This is a genomic window from Anabaena sp. UHCC 0399 (genome assembly GCF_034931465.1).
Taxonomy (GTDB): Bacteria; Cyanobacteriota; Cyanobacteriia; order Cyanobacteriales; family Nostocaceae; genus Trichormus; species Trichormus minutissimus.
This window is the reverse complement of sequence record NZ_JAYGGZ010000059.1, coordinates 23,389-42,253: the sequence shown is the minus strand read 5'-3', so window position 1 is coordinate 42,253 and position 18,865 is coordinate 23,389. Positions and strand designations below refer to the sequence as shown.

The 18,865-nt window shown below is 38.8% G+C and carries 18 protein-coding genes and 1 CRISPR repeat array; of the genes, 16 read left to right on the top strand and 2 right to left on the bottom strand.

Annotated elements, in window-relative coordinates:
* Positions 1 to 45 precede the first annotated feature (45 nt).
* Positions 46 to 887: a CRISPR direct-repeat array (repeat unit 35 nt; unit sequence GTTTTAAATCTCTTACCCCTCACGGGGATGGAAAC).
* Positions 888 to 1,206: 319 nt separating this feature from the next.
* The 7 genes from VB693_RS24755 (at position 1,207) to VB693_RS24725 (ending at position 6,152) form a co-directional block, all read left to right on the top strand.
* On the top strand, positions 1,207 to 1,836 hold the full coding sequence (locus VB693_RS24755) for a Uma2 family endonuclease (protein ID WP_323268572.1): 630 nt from the start codon (positions 1,207 to 1,209) through the stop codon (positions 1,834 to 1,836).
* A gap of 275 nt (positions 1,837 to 2,111) precedes the next feature.
* A complete protein-coding gene (gene cas1, locus VB693_RS24750) occupies positions 2,112 to 3,158 on the top strand; it encodes a CRISPR-associated endonuclease Cas1 (RefSeq protein ID WP_323268571.1) in 1,047 nt (348 codons plus the stop codon).
* Positions 3,158 to 3,436 carry a CRISPR-associated endonuclease Cas2 gene (gene cas2, locus VB693_RS24745; protein ID WP_237996931.1) on the top strand — a complete coding sequence of 93 codons (279 nt, stop codon included), beginning with the start codon at positions 3,158 to 3,160 and terminating at the stop codon, positions 3,434 to 3,436. The genes cas1 and cas2 overlap by 1 nt, the downstream gene beginning before the upstream one ends.
* Positions 3,437 to 3,563: 127 nt before the next feature.
* Positions 3,564 to 3,833: a hypothetical protein gene (locus VB693_RS24740; protein ID WP_323268570.1), complete on the top strand. Its 270-nt coding sequence runs from the start codon at positions 3,564 to 3,566 to the stop codon at positions 3,831 to 3,833.
* Between the two features lie 381 nt (positions 3,834 to 4,214).
* Complete coding sequence (locus tag VB693_RS24735) at positions 4,215 to 4,529, top strand: hypothetical protein (protein WP_323268569.1); 315 nt, start codon at positions 4,215 to 4,217, stop codon at positions 4,527 to 4,529.
* 131 nt (positions 4,530 to 4,660) lie between these two features.
* Entirely contained in the window at positions 4,661 to 4,927 is a 267-nt protein-coding gene (locus VB693_RS24730) for a hypothetical protein (RefSeq protein WP_323268568.1), read from the top strand.
* Positions 4,928 to 5,588: 661 nt separating this feature from the next.
* On the top strand, positions 5,589 to 6,152 hold the full coding sequence (locus VB693_RS24725; RefSeq protein WP_323268567.1) for a hypothetical protein: 564 nt from the start codon (positions 5,589 to 5,591) through the stop codon (positions 6,150 to 6,152).
* A gap of 65 nt (positions 6,153 to 6,217) precedes the next feature.
* Here VB693_RS24725 and VB693_RS24720 read toward each other — a convergent pair whose 3' ends face one another.
* Together VB693_RS24720 and VB693_RS24715 are read right to left on the bottom strand one after the other, a co-directional pair.
* Complete coding sequence (locus VB693_RS24720; protein ID WP_323268566.1) at positions 6,218 to 7,072, bottom strand: hypothetical protein; 855 nt, start codon at positions 7,070 to 7,072, stop codon at positions 6,218 to 6,220.
* 5 nt (positions 7,073 to 7,077) lie between these two features.
* Complete coding sequence (locus tag VB693_RS24715) at positions 7,078 to 8,583, bottom strand: TIGR03985 family CRISPR-associated protein (RefSeq protein WP_323268565.1); 1,506 nt, start codon at positions 8,581 to 8,583, stop codon at positions 7,078 to 7,080.
* Positions 8,584 to 8,928: 345 nt separating this feature from the next.
* Here VB693_RS24715 and crn3 point away from each other — a divergent pair, with 345 nt between their 5' ends.
* From crn3 to VB693_RS24670, 9 genes are read left to right on the top strand one after another with little or no spacing between them, the layout of a single operon-like run.
* Positions 8,929 to 9,822 carry a CRISPR-associated ring nuclease Crn3/Csx3 gene (gene crn3 / locus VB693_RS24710; RefSeq protein ID WP_323268564.1) on the top strand — a complete coding sequence of 298 codons (894 nt, stop codon included), beginning with the start codon at positions 8,929 to 8,931 and terminating at the stop codon, positions 9,820 to 9,822.
* 38 nt (positions 9,823 to 9,860) lie between these two features.
* Positions 9,861 to 12,242: a type III-A CRISPR-associated protein Cas10/Csm1 gene (cas10, locus tag VB693_RS24705; RefSeq protein WP_323268563.1), complete on the top strand. Its 2,382-nt coding sequence runs from the start codon at positions 9,861 to 9,863 to the stop codon at positions 12,240 to 12,242.
* Positions 12,243 to 12,245: 3 nt separating this feature from the next.
* Complete coding sequence (csm2, locus tag VB693_RS24700) at positions 12,246 to 12,818, top strand: type III-A CRISPR-associated protein Csm2 (RefSeq protein WP_323268562.1); 573 nt, start codon at positions 12,246 to 12,248, stop codon at positions 12,816 to 12,818.
* A gap of 2 nt (positions 12,819 to 12,820) precedes the next feature.
* Positions 12,821 to 13,858, top strand: a complete 1,038-nt coding sequence (csm3, locus tag VB693_RS24695) for a type III-A CRISPR-associated RAMP protein Csm3 (protein ID WP_323268561.1) — start codon at positions 12,821 to 12,823, stop codon at positions 13,856 to 13,858.
* A 2-nt stretch (positions 13,859 to 13,860) separates the two neighbouring features.
* Positions 13,861 to 14,976 carry a type III-A CRISPR-associated RAMP protein Csm4 gene (gene csm4, locus VB693_RS24690; protein WP_323268560.1) on the top strand — a complete coding sequence of 372 codons (1,116 nt, stop codon included), beginning with the start codon at positions 13,861 to 13,863 and terminating at the stop codon, positions 14,974 to 14,976.
* A gap of 1 nt (position 14,977) precedes the next feature.
* Positions 14,978 to 16,258: a type III-A CRISPR-associated RAMP protein Csm5 gene (csm5, locus tag VB693_RS24685; RefSeq protein WP_323268559.1), complete on the top strand. Its 1,281-nt coding sequence runs from the start codon at positions 14,978 to 14,980 to the stop codon at positions 16,256 to 16,258.
* 3 nt (positions 16,259 to 16,261) lie between these two features.
* Positions 16,262 to 17,020, top strand: a complete 759-nt coding sequence (gene cas6 / locus VB693_RS24680; RefSeq protein ID WP_323268558.1) for a CRISPR system precrRNA processing endoribonuclease RAMP protein Cas6 — start codon at positions 16,262 to 16,264, stop codon at positions 17,018 to 17,020.
* A 42-nt stretch (positions 17,021 to 17,062) separates the two neighbouring features.
* A complete protein-coding gene (locus VB693_RS24675; protein WP_323268557.1) occupies positions 17,063 to 18,193 on the top strand; it encodes a putative CRISPR-associated protein in 1,131 nt (376 codons plus the stop codon).
* A gap of 46 nt (positions 18,194 to 18,239) precedes the next feature.
* On the top strand, positions 18,240 to 18,740 hold the full coding sequence (locus VB693_RS24670) for a hypothetical protein (RefSeq protein WP_323268556.1): 501 nt from the start codon (positions 18,240 to 18,242) through the stop codon (positions 18,738 to 18,740).
* Positions 18,741 to 18,865 lie beyond the last annotated feature (125 nt).

The following is an 18,865-nucleotide window of genomic DNA, read 5'->3' as shown; positions in this document are numbered from 1 at the left end:
TTAAACCTCGCATCCTGAAGTTGCGTAATGGGTTTTATCGCACAAGTTTTAAATCTCTTACCCCTCACGGGGATGGAAACTTTGTGCCTGTCCCCGTACCAGTGGTCATTTCCTGCCACGTTTTAAATCTCTTACCCCTCACGGGGATGGAAACTCTGGAGGAAATTTGCTTAGGGCAGACTTCATCTGCTTAATGTTTTAAATCTCTTACCCCTCACGGGGATGGAAACCATTCCCAACAGCAGATGGGTTACCCCCGTTAGCGGGTTTTAAATCTCTTACCCCTCACGGGGATGGAAACAATTTGCACCCCAGCGGATACAACTTTTCCAATCACCACTGTTTTAAATCTCTTACCCCTCACGGGGATGGAAACAATTGCCAATTTTGACTTGAACAATTTTCTAGTAAGTTTTAAATCTCTTACCCCTCACGGGGATGGAAACAATCATTGTTGTGTTATTGAGGAGATGTAGAATATCTGGTTTTAAATCTCTTACCCCTCACGGGGATGGAAACCTTTGTCTATTTGTGCTTGAACATTGTAACCGTTTTCACGGTTTTAAATCTCTTACCCCTCACGGGGATGGAAACATTGATGAGGACTCTAGTCCTATCAATCGAACCCCCTTAAGTTTTAAATCTCTTACCCCTCACGGGGATGGAAACTAATACAACCAGACGTGCTTCGTCTGTTGAAATTTTGTTTTAAATCTCTTACCCCTCACGGGGATGGAAACTTTCCAGTCACCATACTTCCATCTGGAGTCCCCCAGTTGTTTTAAATCTCTTACCCCTCACGGGGATGGAAACTGTCTTCGGTATACAAACAAACATGAGGTTTTCTCTTGTGTTTTAAATCTCTTACCCCTCATGGGGATGAAAACGAATACCCATCTCTCTGTCAACCACACATCCAAGCGATAGGTATTTTAATTCCTTATAATTAACTGAAAATGACAATATAAGTAGGTAAGCATAAATTAACCTAACTATGTAACCAAATGAAAACCGTCAAAGTCCTTGTGATTGCTTTGTTAAACTGCATTTCAGTCGCAATGACATACTTATAAATTTTCCCACCCACCTAGCTTGAAAAAGGGGTGTAGGGGTGTAAGGGAAAGACTTTTTCATGTGTTCTGGTGTACGCAGTTCATGATGGCTACTTAAACTGACTCACTTTCATTGAAAAATGGAGGTAGATAAATGATTCAATCGCTACCAATTACTATTAATGTTGACCAGTTTCTAGACTGGTATCCTGCTAATTCAACGCAGTTTCGTTACGAACTGCATAATGGATTTATCAAGCAAATGCCACCACCAACAGGAGATCATGAATTACTTATCGCGTTCTTGATGAAGCAAATTTTGCTGGAGTGCGCCCGTCTTTCAAAACCCTATGACATTCCTAAAATGGGGTTTGTTCAATCATCTGAAAGTGAATCTGCTTTCTTACCCGACTTACTGTTGTTGAATCGCCTCAATTTAGTCAATGAGCCTTTGTGGAGAAGTAAATCAACAGTTAGTCAAGCGTCATCAATTCCATTAGTTATAGAGGTTGTCAGCACAAACTGGCGTGATGATTACTTTACCAAGCTTGGTCAGTACGAAGCTATTGGCATTCCCGAATACTGGATTGTAGATTATGCGGCTTTGGGTGGTAGAAAATTTATTGGCAATCCTAAACAAGCAACTATCTCAATTTACTCGTTATTTGAAGGGGAATACCAAGTGAAGCAGTTCCGAAATGGCGATTGTATAGAATCGTTAGCTTTTCCAGAGTTAGTTCTGACTGCTGAACAAATTTTTGAATCGGCCAATCCACAGACCTAGCCACGACTGAGCAAAACTGTTGCTATACATTCTTACTTTTTCTTTACTGGGTAAACGATTATGTAATTGCTTGAATAATTAAACTATGGCTAAGTCGGGGGTAGTACCTCCGGCTTTTTTTATGCCTTTTTAGCAACTCATATAACCCATATACGAACTCATATAAAAATAGCCTTTACGCAAATACGAACTCATATATCAACCTGACAAAATTGAAATATAGGTAAGGAAAGAAAACTTTCTCACCTACAACTAAACCTAGTTGACTTCAATTTATGTCTACCATTTACATCACAGAACAAGACGTATCTTTTCAAATTCAACACCAATATTTAAAGGTGTTTCATCAACAAAATCAACGCATTAGTATTCCAATTCGCAATCTCAGCCAGTTCATTATTTTTGGTAATATCAGATTACCAAAAGAAGTAATTAAACTTGTTACTTCACATCAGATTCCTGTGTTATATTTAACTCAAACTGGTGAATATTTAGGACGATTAGAAAATCCATCCCAACTACAAGCAAAATATCTCACCTACCAACGTAGACGCGCACGCGATATTGAATTTAACCGTGCTACAGCAGAAAGTATTATCTGGGCAAAACTGCACAATCAGCATACTGTTCTGCAAAACTGGACTCGCCACTATGCTAATCACACAACTCAACGAGCATTAAATTACTTGATGCTGTTGATGGATAACTTACCAGTAGCTTCAGGAATAGATCAACTGCACGAATATAGCCAGGAAGCTGATAACATCTATTACTGTGCTGTTGCTTCTTTAATCAGTTTCTACAATCAATGTCCGCCTATAACTGCAAAGCGCATTAGCGGACTAATCAATCTGGGAAATCAACTCCTACATCAATATATTTACACACTGTTGAACACGGTAGGACTTGACCCTAATTATCCAATTTTACACCGCGATATTCATCAAGAACTGCCCTTAGCATGGGACTTTACCGCCGAGTTTCGCGCCCCGATTGTTGATGATTTAGTGTTAAACTTTGTCCGCAATTCAACTAATACCAATGGTAACGGTAATGGGAATGGTAAAAGCCATTCACAGAAACTTCTACAAAAATTTCTCCAACATTGGGAAGGAAAACTGCGGACTTTTGTACTGCATCCTTACGCCGGAGAAGTAAGTTATCGCCAATGTCTTGATTTACAGGTACGGGAATATCTTGCATCTTTACTCGGAGATGTAGAGTTTTACCGTCCCCTAGCGTTAAAGTTTCATCCTGCAAATTCCGATTTCATCAACACTATCAAACCGCCAACTATTCCCCTAAAGCTGGTGAAACGATGATGTTTTATTTGGTTTGCTACGACATAGTGAGCGATACCCGGCGCAATAAAGTAGCGAAACTTCTGGAAGCTTATGGTTTGCGGGTGCAAAAGTCGGTTTTTGAGTGCGTTTTGGATGAAAAGCAGTATGAAAACCTATCCAAATACCTCTTCCGACTCGTTAACAAACGCGAAGACCAAGTGAGATTTTACCCTATGTCTGCACACAATCGTTGCAAGGTTGCAGTATTGGGAACGCAACCTGAGTTTGTAGTAGATGATGCTGCGTTTATAGTTTAGCTCACGCAACCCCTAACAAAGTATTACCCACACAAATTATCACAAAATGAACGCTTGGAAAAAAGCACGCGCTCCACCTGTGCAAAAATCTCTGCGCTTTCGGTCAAGGACATTCGGAAACTTTTGAATGCACATTCAAGCTGTCAAATTCCGTTTGATTTTCGCAGCAAAAGCCCAAAAACAACTTGATTCATTATCCCCAAAAGACCGCAAGCAATACGATAAAGCTTTTGAATGTTTCGCTAATAATGGGGCTGCATATCCTAGCTTAAGAACTCATCGCTATCGTTGTAAAGATGGTGAACTCTGGAGTTCTTCTGCATCAATGGCGAAACGGTTTTACTGGCATTATACGGAGGAACAGAGCATCATCATCACACATTTGGATTCGCACTAATCACGTAATAAATAAATTTGGAAGAACCCCTCTCCAAACCTCTCCCCGACGCGGGGAGAGGCTTAAGACCCTCATTTTTTGGTACTCAGTTATAGATTTTGAGCAGCCTTACCTACAAGAAGGGGTTAGGGTTAGGTTCTGTCCAACTCACGTTAAATAATAAGGACTTACGCAAGTGTCACAATTGGTGGTTGGTGCGTGACGCTATAAGTCTCATGACTATGTTCAAGTCGTCACACACCCTACAGGAAAAATATGCCAGTTGCGTAAGTCCTAATAATGTTGGGTTTCACTTCGTTACACCCAACCTACTACTTTTTACAACTTCTGAGCTTGGCTCTTTCTTTTGGTTTTTTACTTTTTACTTTTTACTTATTTATCATGTCTAATCTTCGTCGAATCACCACACGCGAACGACATCTGATTTTACTCTATAGCAATTGGGAGTTTAGCATAACACCAGCACAATTTTATGCCAAATGGGGTGTAAGTTATGAGCTAATTGCCTTGATATGTTCCCGTTCTGATTCAACCGTTCGAGGCTGGTTTAGAAATGGCTCTAATCGACGCTATCCCACCCATAACGATTTACTCCATTTAGCTTTGATGGATTTCTTTCTGGAACATTTTGAGGAGATTCCCGAACAGGTTTTGCATTGGTTGAATTTTGACAATACGCAACTTGATTTGAAGTAATCCACAAAATATTCATCTTGTCAATATCACCTTGCTCTGTCTTGTTTCATATTTTTTACCTACTGTGATGAAAGTCAACTTAAAAGCTGATTTTTAGATGAATTAATTACCAGCTTTTGTGAGGTAGTTTTATGAACTATTATGAGCAATTACATCCGTGGTGCATTATTCGTGTTTTATCTAATAAGCAGCAATTGGATAACACAGGTGTCTCATCGCCAGTTGATAACCTGGCTAAAAAGAACCAAAAAGCAATTGTTGTTGCACGATTTCGTCGCCGCGATGATGCAGTTGCTTACTCACAAGTGCTGAATAATTCCATCAAAGATGTCGATTTTGCGATTATTTTTGATGTGCAAGGAGTGCAAAATTCATCTAAAAAGGATGCTTTGAGTTGACTAATTTCCTATCACCTACGTTTTGATTAATGCCACTGACCCAAACAATTCGCAATTCGCAATTCGCAATTGCGGACGTAATTGTCAATTGGTTCACTCAGGGTACAAGCCCCCACTGATTTAATTGCGAATTGGTTTGACATTTATGCTTGGTAATAACTAGATTTCTCTAATATTGAGAGATATATCAAGCGATATCTGATGAAGTGGTATTACATATATTTTTTATCTCCAGTAGAGCTTTATGTTCTCTGGAGATTTTTATTATGGGGGGTGTGATAAGTCTATGTTGACAGTGTGACATTGTGAAGATTTATACTTAAATTCGCCAAGTCGCTTGAAGAGTCAAGCATGATTTGATATCATCACGGTCATGAAAACAGCAGCTTGAAAAGTTAATATTAAGTTTCCAAATGAAGTAAAAAGTATTATTTGTGACCAAATAATACGCAAATTTTTAGCGGGGTCAGGCGATCGCCAAAACCTGATTATTACACTAAACCGCGCTAAAAGCCTACTGATTAGGCTTTTAAGGAGAGTACAAGAGCCATCAATTCTCAATAATTTGAGCTAGTAATAATTTAGATGAAGACTCAGTTTTCAAAGAGTGTTGCTGAGACATACAGTGTGGGAATTTTGTTAGGAGTAAACCGTGAATTTGATGGATAAACGTAAACTCAAACGCTACGAGTTAGCTGTATATTGTCTGTTACTAGCTTTGTCAATAATTCTGAGTTTTATCGGTGATCAAATTCCTCAAGAAACTATAAAATCTATCACAATAAATCTAGCTTCAGAGATGCTAGCAGTTGGCATACTGTTCTTTTTAATTAATCGAATATTTTTATTAGGTGATGATAGTGGTCTTCCTAATAAAATATTAGATGAAATCCGCACAATTCAGAGTTCATTGCATAAAGAAGAACAAGAAAAGAAGCGTCAAGAACAAAAAATTTCAGTCATATTGCAAAGTGGTGCTAGGCAACGCTTAGAATTGCCAGTTGAACTTCGTCGTGCAGAGTTAACAAGGGCTGAAATACTAGGACGAATTGGAATGATCCCTATGAAAGTAAATGGTCAACGATTTTCATTAGATTATCTAAACACACCTGATTTTTTACGCCAAATCAATCGTATTTTGGCAAGTGACGGCGATGCAACACTGATGATTCCATGTAATGATAGTGAATATGCTCAATTTGATTTAGATCGCATCAACTATTAATATATTAAGTGTGGTAGGAATTGTAGGATAGCTCGCTACAAATTCCTACAAATGAACGGTTTTATTTAATTGTTATTACCATGAATAATTGGAGCAACATCAATACCTATAGGTTTGATTTCACCAACAGGTAATGGATGACCTTGCCAGTCACGTTGAGCATCCATATATTGCATCCGTCGTTTTGGCAATGCACAAGCCATAGCTAATGCTACAGACATCATTTTAGTTCCACCAGTGATGTCAGCAACTACAGCCTCATCTTTATAATCTGATTCCAGGAAAATATTATCTGCAATCAGCCAAAGCTTTTTGTAGTTCCAATCCTCCACACAATAACCCTCAGTCTTAACTTCCAAACGTTGGCCATATTCAAAAATTAAATATTGGGAAAAAATTTGAGCAGTAATTTCCGAACCTTTGACCAAATCATAGCTTTTAGAACTAATTAACCAAACATCACGTAAATTCCCTTCTTTGACATGATATTCTACAGCTTTGATTTGCGGGAAAAGATTGGAGTTAAATAAGTCAATAGCTTCAAAATCTGCAAGTTGTAACTTTTCAATAGGTGTCGTGAGAATATATTCCACTAATGGTTTAAGTTGTGTTTCATCTTTCAATGATGGTTGACGAGGTGAGTAAGGACTGAGTAAAAGAATCAATCCTTTAGCACCCTTGGCAGGTTCTTTACTATCAACAGATAATCCCAACTGTTTAGATAACTTTTTAGTTCGACGATAGTCCACCCAAAACCAATAAACAAATAAAGCCGCTACTCCTACAAATCCCAGAGGTTCAGCACCAGAGAGTAAATTTATAATTACTCCTACTACTGCAAATCCTAAGAAATCTACTGGAGAACGGGGTGAAAATAGATTTTCTAGCTGAGAATTGTTGTTATTTTTAGGTGTAAGCATTTTAGTTAATGTTGATAATTTTCTAATTCTTGTATTGCTTCTGAAATCATTTGTTGACGAATAGAGAGTGGAGCAATAACTTCACCATTTGGTCGCCATTCTCGCAAACGCATATAAACATTGATGTCACCAGCACGTATCCAAGCTGTGTAATAGATATCTTGTGGAGGAGATTTTCTAATAATTTCTAATAATTGTTGCCTCTCTTGTGAATTCCTAACATTTTGAGTAATCAACTGTGGTAATTCGTCATATAAAACCTCACGAAAGGTAGGATGTCTAGTAGTGTTATCTACATACCACTTAGCAAAATTTACTGAAAAACGGAGGAGCAACAATTCTTTTTTGAAATAGAAATTAAAACCCCAAGCCGCTTTCAACTCTTTAGCAATATATTCTGGTGTGGGTAAATCTCCTGTCCGCCACATCTGCTTTAATTCTTGTGGAACAAGAGGGTCGCCCCAAGGCAAAATTTTTAACTGATCTCTACGAGAGGCTGTGCCAATGCCAGCAATCCGATCCAACCGATAATTGTGCCATGCTATATTTCCATAGGGGTCTACTCCATAAGCACTCAAGTATTTGGCACGTCGCCAGTAATGCAGACATACTGGGTAGACAGTAACTTTGACTTTCTTTTCTTGGGCTGCAATCCAATAGTCAAACTGCACAACACCACCAGGGGGTTTACGCCAAAGTTCTTCTATCTGTTCTTGGTAGTTATCTACACGGTCTTGCATGGGCGGGGAAAGAATATAGTCCAGGTGCAAGAAAATTCTTTGGTGGGGGTCTTGGTCATATAACCTACCTGGTAAAGAATTATCTGTGATGCGCTCCCATAACTTACTGATAATTAATGACAGATTTGGTTGAATAAAAGAGATTGATTCTAAAACTCGTAGCAGTTCCCAAGTCTGTTGTTCAGAAAGGTCAGACAAACTATGTTGGCTGTTTGGAGTTGCTAATGTAGAGGCGGTTTCTACTTGAATGGCAATTGTGGGCAATTCTTCCCCTGTCAAATATTTATACTTTCCTGAACCACCTGCATCTAACCACCCTAGCTGCACCAATTGTTTTAAGTCATCGCGGATAGAACGATGCACTGTAGCAAAGGGACGTTCTTGCAGTACCGCTTGTAACTCTTGTTGCTCAATTCCAGTCAGCAAGATAATCTCAGCTTGCCATTGAGTTTCAGACTGCTGGAAGTTCTGCTCAAAGACAATTTCTGCGAAAGCTTGATGACAAATACAATTGCGATCGCTACACTGCATTGTAATCTGTCGAGAATTTAATCTATCGCTTTTGGGGTGACGATAGGCAAATAAGCGATCGCGTAACTCTGAGTAGGTAAAAATTGTAGGTAGTTTGTCTCTCCAATCGGTGTGACTGCCATAGAGTTTATTGATCAGCACCAATAACCGCAGCGATCGCACTAGCCGATTTGCCAATTGTCCGGCGGCCAGCAATTGTAATATTTGTGGTGTAGGCAATAAATAAAATTCTTTAGTCAAATTTAAAACCTAACTGATGAACTCAATTTTAGACTACGTTTTAACTTTCTCTAGAGATAAAAGTATTTAATGTTACGTAACATAAAGCATTTATATATACCTAAAAAAGCTGTTAAACTGTGAAAATTCATACATAATAGCTGTTATTTGATTAAATTAAAGAAAAGCCAGAGTTTTTATTCATCCTCTGTGTAATCATATCAAGTTTAGTAGAAGACCCATCTTCTACTCAGTATGACAGAATGGCAGAGAAACGAATATTACTAAAGATTTGGGGAGGACATTATTATATCTCTGCGTCTACACCTAAGTGAATCGCTGCTTATACAAAATTTAAAGTATCAAGTGCTATCGATTGAATTGACCACAAGCGATCGCGTCATAGAACCACAGGATCTCAAAAACCTAGAACTGCCCTCTGGTATTGATACTACAGGTGGTGTGGTCATTTCTGGTCGCGCACCCATGTGGCTTTATTCTTATTTAACCCACGCACTCCATCCTACAGCTTGGGTAGCTTGCTATGATCCTCGCCTGGGTGCAGTCGTATCTGCAACGAACTCACATCAAGTCTATATTGGTCAGGTAATTCCCGTGAGTCCACCAAATGGGCGACAAAATCATGGGCTTGCTCAAGAAAAAAGAAATGTTGAGACTGGGTTATGTCCGGCGTTGATGGTCGTAGGCCCGCCAGACAGTGGTAAAAGCGTACTATCTCATGCTTTATTTCAAGCTTTATTATTTGAGCATCCTGATATTTACCTGCAACGCGCTCACTGGGATGGAGAAGGTAACTATGTTTTGGAGTTAGACACCGAGACGACGACAGACGAGGAAATCGAAGCCTTCAAACTACGCAATAAGGGTAAGTTAACAGAACGGTTTTTTCCCTATCATGCTCAAGCAATACTAGAACTGCGTCGGCAGAAGTCTTTGGTGATTGTCGATGTAGGGGGAATGGTACAGCCAGAAAAACTGCCAATTCTAGAGGCTTGCACCCACTACTTGATTATTAGTTCTAAACCAGAAGCGATAGGTGTATGGCATGAATTTTGTCGAGATCGAGGAAATTTAATCCCTGTAGCAGTAATTCACAGTAGCTTGTCGGAGATAGAACAAGTGCATCAGTCAGAACCACATTTAGAAATTACAAGTGGCCTTTGGGTGCGGGGAAAAACAAAAGGTGTGCCAGAAAGTCTACTTAAGTCTGTCAAGTCTATTTTTAACTTCAAAAGCTAAATAACTTAAAAAGTATATTGATCTAGTCTCTATTTATCATGACAAGTTCACAAAATCCGTCACATCAAGAAGCTTTAATAGTCATTCAGCAAGCAGTATCAGATTTAGCTAACTGGGCAGGCTTGCAGTTAAGTAGACCTAATGATTCCGAAGCTATTCAAGAAGCAAAAAAGTATTTGCAATGGCCGAGCGATCGCACTCCCAAACCGTTAAGGTTATTATTTGACTCTGTAAAGCTAGAGCCGTCATCAGGACAAGATAAACAATATTTTTGGCGACCGCGAGAGATTGAAGCTCAAGACCCTACCATTCCTTATCCTCTACTCGAAAAACCAACAACTGAACTGAAAGCTTTACAAAAGAAGATTCACGAGGAAATAGGTTTTTTACAGAACAGTCCGCAAGACTGGGAAAATCTTTCACTACTGACATTAATTCTAGAAAAATTTGGCTCTTTCATCAGCTATGGTGAAGAGAATGTGGCATTAGTTGATATAGCAAAAACAACAGCAGCAGTTGCGGCGGCGATAGTTTATGCAGATGCTCAAAAAGCAGCAGAACTCAGGATTGTAGCTGGTGATTTATCTGGGATTCAGAACTTTATTTACACCATATCTTCTGATGGTGCGCTCAAATCATTGCGGGCGCGCAGCTTTTATTTAGAATTAGTTACAGAGGAAGTTGTAGCTCAAATTTTAACGCATTTAAAGCTTCCTCGTACAAATGTTATATACGCTGGTGGGGGCAATATATATATACTTGCTCCAGGTAATGAAGATACAAAAAAGACTGTTAAGGAAGTTCGGTTGCAGTTTAACCAATGGTTGCGAGATAAATTTCAAGGAAAAATTTATCTTGCTCTCAATAGTTCAAATAAATTTCCTATTGCAGATATAGGTAATGTCGAATTTAGCAATCATTGGTCAGAAGCTACCAAACAACTTGCAGTCTATAAAGCCCGTAAATTTGGCGATCGCATTGATGATATTGTCGCGTTAACCAAACCATATTACGCTCATACTCCTTGCAAAGTCTGCCATCGTGATGACGAAGAGGTTTTAAAACCGCTAAATGAAGAACCGGGTGCAGCAATGGCTTGTAGTACGTGTCGCACTATGTTCGGATTGGGAGGGAAGCTATTTCGTGTTGATGCTATTGTGCGATCGCAACCACAACAGGTAACAGGTGAACAGGAAGATGAGGAAGATAAGCTTTGGTTTCAACTACCTGCAAGCGATGGACTCAGTGAAATAAACGTTTGTTATCAGTTATTCAGCTATTGGAAACAAGTAGACTCGAATGCCGATAATGTTTTATTAGTTAATGATTGGGATTTAGACCATTATAAATTCCGTAGTTTTCGTAATTGTGCGCCGATTCTCCTTGGTAATTATGGCAAAACGGTGAAAGACGAAAATCGCTTTATGCGTGCTGAAGAAATGGCAGATATTTCCTACGGTATCAAACGAGTCGGTTACTTACGAATGGATGTTGATAGATTGGGGCAAATTTTCGCTAAGGGTTTAGGAGCTAATCAAACATTAGCAAGATTAGCTGGGTTATCAAGGCAGATGAGTTACTTTTTTAAAGTATACCTAAATAGTTTAGCTGCTAATCGTGAAGGTAATATTTCTGAAGGTACTAAGCATTTACCCAATAATAAAGATAAAGCATCATCCGAAGACAAGGGTAAAAATATACTGTTTATCTATGCTGGAGGAGACGATTTGTTTGTTAGTGGTGCTTGGAATGAAATTGTTGATTTTTCCTTCGATATTTACCAATGCTTTCGTGCCTATACAGGGCATAATCCAGATATTACACTTTCAGCAGGTGTTAGTATTGCTGAACCAAAATTTCCCCTTTATCAAGCAGCCGAAGAATCAGGAGATGCAGAAGGTAAAGCGAAAAATAACGGACGTGATAGCTTGGGCTTATTTAACCAAGTATTTAAATGGGATGAATGGTTGGGAATTGAAGTAAAAAATGATTTGGATAAAAATAATGAAGTGCGAAATGAAAATCTTAAGTATTTAGATGAAAAGGATGAGGTACAAAATAAGATTATTGGATACCTTAATCAAGAAGAGACTCCATCTCTTTGGGGTATATTACCTTTTGTCGATAGATTAGAACGTCAGGAAATAGGAAAAGATATTTCCCGTAACTTCGTTCGTAATCTATTGATTACAGCACAAGTTCAAGACCAAGCTTTAAATAAAATTGAAGACAAGAAATCAAATAATGCAATAGAAACGCGTTATTATTTACATCTTCCTAAAATAGCATATACATTAGCAAGATTACCGCAAGATGTGTTAAAAGATGAAAAATTTCGTACTTCTTTGAAAAACCCTTACAATGCTCCTTACTTTCGAGCGATCGCAACTTGGATTGAACTACTAAATCGTAAGTCTTAAAATATGTCACAACCTGATATTCAGAAACCAATTGTTGAGCAAATAACTACAACTATCAAAGGATTAAAAGATGGGCTAAAAACTTATCCTATCCGTGATTTAGTTAAGCACGCCGAGAAATTTGGCCCTTACCTCAAACAACAGCGCTTGGAAACCAACCAAGTTCGTAAATTTCTAGATGCCATTAATCAAATTAAAGCTCTACTTGCACAACAAGATGAGGACAAGAGTCTGCAAGAAGAATTAGAAAGTATTCAAAGACAGGCAGAAAAAGAAAAGGAAGAAATTAACAAAGACAAAAATATTGCAGAGAATAATTCTAATGTTAAACTCCAAAACATCCAAAAACAAGCTGATGAAAAGAAAGACAAATTGATTTTTGCAAAAATAGAGGCTGATGTCGTCCTGCTCAAACCAAAACTCGCTTATGCAGCAGCTCGCCAGCGTTCTGCTAAACCTTTAGAGGAAGTAATTTCAGTAGCAATTGATAAAGTTGAAAGCACAAAAGATTTTGAACGCCTCGTTCAATTAATCGAATCAATCATTGCCTATCATAAAGCCGAAGGTGGAAAATAATTATGCCCGCATCCCTCGAACAAAAACCCTTACTTGGTAAATTTACGCTCAAAAGCCAAATCGAAGTCAAAACAGGCTTACATATTGGTGGAGGTGGTGAAAATCTTGATATCGGTGGACTTGATAAACCAGTTATCCGCGACCCTTTAACGCAGTATCCTTATCTTCCCGGTTCTTCTATCAAAGGTAAATTACGTGCGATTACAGAAAGGTTAACAAATAAGCCTCTCAATCGTCCCAGTGGTAGTAATACTTATCGCTATGAAAGTGATGATTTAGTAGATGGATTTACCGAAGTTGATGGACTCTTAATTCGTTACCAAGGCGCTTCCACTTGTTTAGTTTCTCGATTATTTGGTTCCACAGGAGGTAACAATTGTTGGATAGATACAGATATAGTTGCATCTCAAGGATTGGAGCGCGTACCAAATGTTCAACGCAGATACATTGCTTGGGCTAATAATGGTCGCACGGGTAGGTTTGTTGAAAACGCTAACAGTCAATTAAACGCTGGAGAAACAGTTGGGGAATACATCAAAGTCAAAGGACGCAACTGCCCAGCACGCTTAATTGTCCGCGATTCTCATTTATCATCCCAATCAGCCGAACAACTCAAAAAAGTAGACACGGGTCTATTTATGACCGAATGGAAATTTGAAAACGGTATTGATCGCGTTACCGCAGCCGCTAATCCTCGGCAATTTGAGCGCGTCCCCGCAGGTTCGATATTCGAGTTTGAACTTGTTTACACCGTCGAAGACTCTGAACAAGCCATTGAAGATTTAAAAAATATTGCGATCGCCCTAGCAATCCTTGAAGACGATGCTTTGGGGGGTCACGGTTCTAGAGGTTACGGCAAAGTTGAATTTAAACAATTCAATTTCTTTTACCACGATTTGGAGTATTACCGTCGAATTACAAATACTCCTAGCAATGATTCAGGGATAGAAAAATTTCCATCTCCTAATAACATTCAAGAACTTTTAGATAACTTTACCGGATTAAGCAAAAATATCCAACAGCGATTACCAGGAAGCTAAATATGGGTAAATGGCAACTTGTCAAACTTAACTTTGGACGGTCAAGCGTCCATTTCGGGGAGTTGGGTATTGGTATGGAAGAGTCAAAAGAACGAGTGCGTTCGGATACTTTATTTAGTGCTTGGGTAAGTAATCACGCGCGATTGTTTGGGAAAAAACCAGTTGAAGAATTGTTGGCAAAGTTTCTTCAACCTAGGCCCCCGATGCGAATAAGTTCGACCTTTATCTACCGCGAGTGCAAAAATAATACCAAAAATAACACTATTTTCTACCTTCCCCGCCCCCTGAAATTTCCAACTAATTACCCGCATGGTGGCAATTTGGATAGTCAAAAAGATGATTTAGCGTTCTTTAAAACCTACAAATCTCTTAATTATTTACCGCTTGATATTTGGCATCGCTGGTATCAGGGAGAAGGCTTTACAACAGAAGATGCTCAAGACTTGATTGATAAAACCAAAGGAAACGCTAAAGGCAAACTCAAACAAGCAGGTACGTTTGATTATAAAGAAGCATTCAAAAATCATAAACTACCTAAAGTTGCCATAGATAGAACAACTAGCGCCACCAATTTTTACCATACGGGATACGTACAATTCGATTGGGAGCAAAATGGTAGCGGTATTAAAAGCTTATCCGGCCTGTATTTCTTAGTATATTTCGAGGATAACAATGCACAACTTATCGCAGAATTGAAAGCAGCACTGGATTTATTGGGGGAACAAGGAATTGGGGGAGAACGTTCAAGCGGTGCGGGACTATTCCAAGCTGAATGGTTGGATTTAAAAGATGCTTCCCCTAGTTGGGAAAATGTCGTCAAACCTTTAGAGAAATCCGCTTATCAATGCTTGATTAGCTTATTTTGGGATGATGATGAATCTATCCTTAAGCGATTAATTATAGACAACTCCCACAGCAACTACGAAGTACAAGAACGGGGTGGATGGTTTTCTGATGGAAATATTCGCCGCCAGATGGTAAGGATGTTTGTAGAAGGTTCGGTGTTTCCAATTGAACCACCGGGAAAACTAGCCGATGTAACCCCCAGTGAATTTAAAGCACACAAAATATATCGTAGTGGTATCGGTTTAAGTCTTCCTATCAAAGTACAAATCTAAAATGCTTGCCTCTATTGCCCTCGAAAAACCCGAAGTTTACGATTCAAAAAAGATACAGATAACTAGCCCTATCTTGCATATTGGTTCGTCTGTATCGAGGTTAAACCCATTTGAATACGTGCAAACATCGAAAAAAGTTTATCTTCCCAACCAAGAAGCCCTTGCTAAAGCCCTTCATAAGAAAGGTGGTAGATATCTCAATGACTACATCCAAGCAATTAGCGATCGCCGAGATATAGACAACCTACTAAAAGATGCGTTTGGGGAACAGTGGTGGAGTACGATTGATGCAAACGGAGAGTTAATTTTCCCTAAAAACGCCATTAGCCAAAAGCTGACAGATGATTGCATCACCGATTTGCGTCCAATGATTCGCAATGGGATGGGACAGCTATATATACCCGGTTCGTCGATTAAAGGGGCGATTAGAACTGCGATCGCATATTACTTGCTCAAACATGGCGATCGCTACAACGTACCTAAAAATCAAAAAGTGAGCGAAATCGAAAAAAAATTACGCAGCAGATTAGGAGAACTCGGTAATAAACACAAGCAAAAATCTGCCGATGACGACCTTTTTATGGATACTCTATTCTCAGAGTACACTCTTATATATCAAGATAAAAGATATAACGGTAGTAGTCAAAACACAGATTTTCTCAGAGCGTTGAGCGTCAGTGATTGCGCTCCTCTAATTGAAGGTAAGATTAATACTAAAAAAGGACAATCAATCCCTATTAACTTACCCATTGTAGCCGAAGTCATAGTATCCAGTCGCTTTCCAGATTATCTCGCAAAATATAGAGCATCTCTTTATGTTGAAATGGTACGAAATATCCAGACAACATTTACCCTGACACTCGATACAGAAATGCTCTCTTGGTTCCGACACAAACAAGGAATGAAATTACCATTTCACAATCTAGACGAACTTATCCAAATCTGCCAGGAATTTAGCCAAGAACAATGGGATTACGAACATGATTACTGGAACGATATCAAAAATAATCCCCGTGCAGCAGGAATAAACTTAGATTTTAATTACATTCGCCAATTTTATGAACCCGAAGACTGTCCCTTTAGTATGCGATTAGGTTGGGGTAGCGGGATGACAGGAACAACGGTAGGTTTATTATTTGATGATGAATTACGAGCAGATATCCGCGACACTTGCGGATTAAAAGCACCACAATTTGAAGCACCCAAATCTCGGCGTACTGTAGTTAATCCCAACGGCGAAATTAAGTTTGTGCCAGGATGGGTTAAATTTAAAACTTTGTAAATTATGCTAATTAATTCAACTTGGACATTAAGTGTATCTGAACCGACAGTTTTACCACGTTCTTATAATTTAGAACTTGTTAAACTGTTACACCATAAAATAGAATTAGAGCTAGGTAGTGAAGTAATACCCTCAACATCATTTTCAGGAATCTGCGGATTGCATACAACTTCATACGATTTTTTAACTTTTCACCCCCAAGAATTTTACCAACTATCGCTATGCGGATTGAAAGAATCATCTAGTAAAGCCTTATCATTGTTAAATCTAAACGAATCCCTCGAATTTCTCGGTGCTAAATTCAATATTATTAACCGTGATGATCAAATTACAAGTTATGAAAAACTCTATACAAATTTAGTAGCAAACGAACCTGAACCAATAAGACAGTTTAAATTTAAATTTATTACACCCACAGCTTTCGCTCAAGGCGGTGTTACCTTACCTATTCCAATACCAACATTAATGTTTCGTAGTTGGTTGGAACGCTGGAATAATTTTGCCCCTGTTTATTTAGGTGATGATGAATTAATTGCTTATTTAACTAATGCAATTTTCCTCAAATATCACAATATTAAAACTCGCAGTTGGCAATTACAAAGAGGTTATGTCAATGGCTTTGTAGGTGATGTGACACTGCAAATATTTAGCCGTGCTGACCCTTTATTAGCAAATGTGGCGAATTTATTAGTCCAGTATGCTCTATTTGCAGGGACAGGAATTAAGACGCGCTTGGGCATGGGACAGACTCAAAGTATCTAAGCAAATAATTTATACAAAAAATTGTTAGGAGATTTTAATATAGTGAAGACAATTATATGTTCTGTGGGAACCAGTGCTGCAAGAAATTTAGGAGTTAAACCAGCAGATTTAACTAATTGGGTTAATCAGCAAAAAGTTAAGGATGAAATAAGTATCGAGTACGCAGCAGAACAAGTATTTAATACTTTTCGTGATATCTCCCCGGAAGGAGAAAACTTAAAAAATAAATTATCTGCTGAAATTCACTCTCTTGTTAGGATTGGCATTACTAGTAAAGACAAAATAATTTTACTAGCATCAAGTACAAATGATGGATATTGCTGCGCTCTTGCAGTTGAGAAATATCTGAACTATTACTGGAATGGCATATATGTCAAAACCGAAAAAGTGTCAGGACTTCAAGTTAACAATGCTGAACTTTTCCGAACAAAAGGTGTTGTTGAATTTGTCAGGCTTATTCTCAGAGAAGTTGATAAGTATGACGTGAATAACATTATCCTAAATCCAACCGGAGGATTTAAAGCACTAGTCCCTTACACAGTTTTACTCGGTATGTTGAAAGGAATTAAGTGTGATTATATATTTGAGCAGTCAACTACATTACTTGAATTACCACCGCTTCCTGTAGAATTTAAGCGATCGCAATTTGAAGCCTATAGAAATTTATTTGAAAAAATTGAGCGCGAAACAGCAATTTCCACAGCAGAATGGGAAGAGAGAGTTCTTTATGCAGAAAGAAAAATGCTTGAACCACTAGTTGACTTCTCCGATGCACAGGTAACTCTTTCTGCTGTAGGTTTTTTGTTCCTTGATGAAATGCGTAGTCCTTCTGTGTTAGTTCCTTTTCTATCGCAAAAAGCCATTAAAGATTGTTTTGATAATCTAGCACAATTAGATGACTGCGATCCTTTCCGTTATTTATTACGAGTTGCCACTTCTAAAGAAGCTCTTGAGATAGCAAAACATATTAATGTAGGAAATGGGTTGTACTGGCTCAAACCTGGTAGAACTACTGACCGCTATTTAGTATCAACAGAAGGCTGGCGTATGTTAGTATGGAGGGCTATTCGTGAAGACCAAGAAGGTTCTAACTATGCCAGTACAGTTACGGTCAATCCTAATACTGAGCGGCAAAAATATTCTCCCTTCATGCGTATGGATTTTGTAAACTAATTTACGAGCATAATCATTGCAAGACAATTAATAAAAATTAACTCCCATGTCCAAAATCCTCCTCATCACCGTCGGCGGTTCTTTCCAACCCATCATCACAGCCATCCGCAGCTTACAACCTGATCGCGTAATCTTTATCGCCTCCGATGGTGAAAAAGGTAGCAAATCGCAAGTTATCGGAGAAGGAACCCCTTGTGAACTGCGTCGAGGTGCAGAAGTTCTTGAAAGATTACCCAATATCCCTACGCAGTTAGGACTGGGCGATCGCTTTCAAAAAGAACGAGATTTAATTCTGGTACAAAACCCGGACGATTTAAGTGAGTGCTACCCCAAGGTTCACACTTTCATCCGTGATTTGCAGGTAGATCCAAGTAATGAAATTATGGCTGATTACACTGGGGGGACTAAAACTCTATCGGCAGCATTGGTTATGGCAGCAGTTGATTGTGGAATTACTCTGTATATCACTATGGCGGCAAGAGACAACTTGGTAAAGGTAGAGCGAGCAGAGATTACCCAGAAAGTAGATACAAGTTTTCGCTCTTGATAGGTATTAGTTATTGATTGCACATATTTGGCTGACTCTGCTCAAGAACGGAAACAAGCGATCGCCCAATTCCCCAAAACCTACCAGAAAATTCCCCATAGGGGGATGAAATCGCCTAAAATATT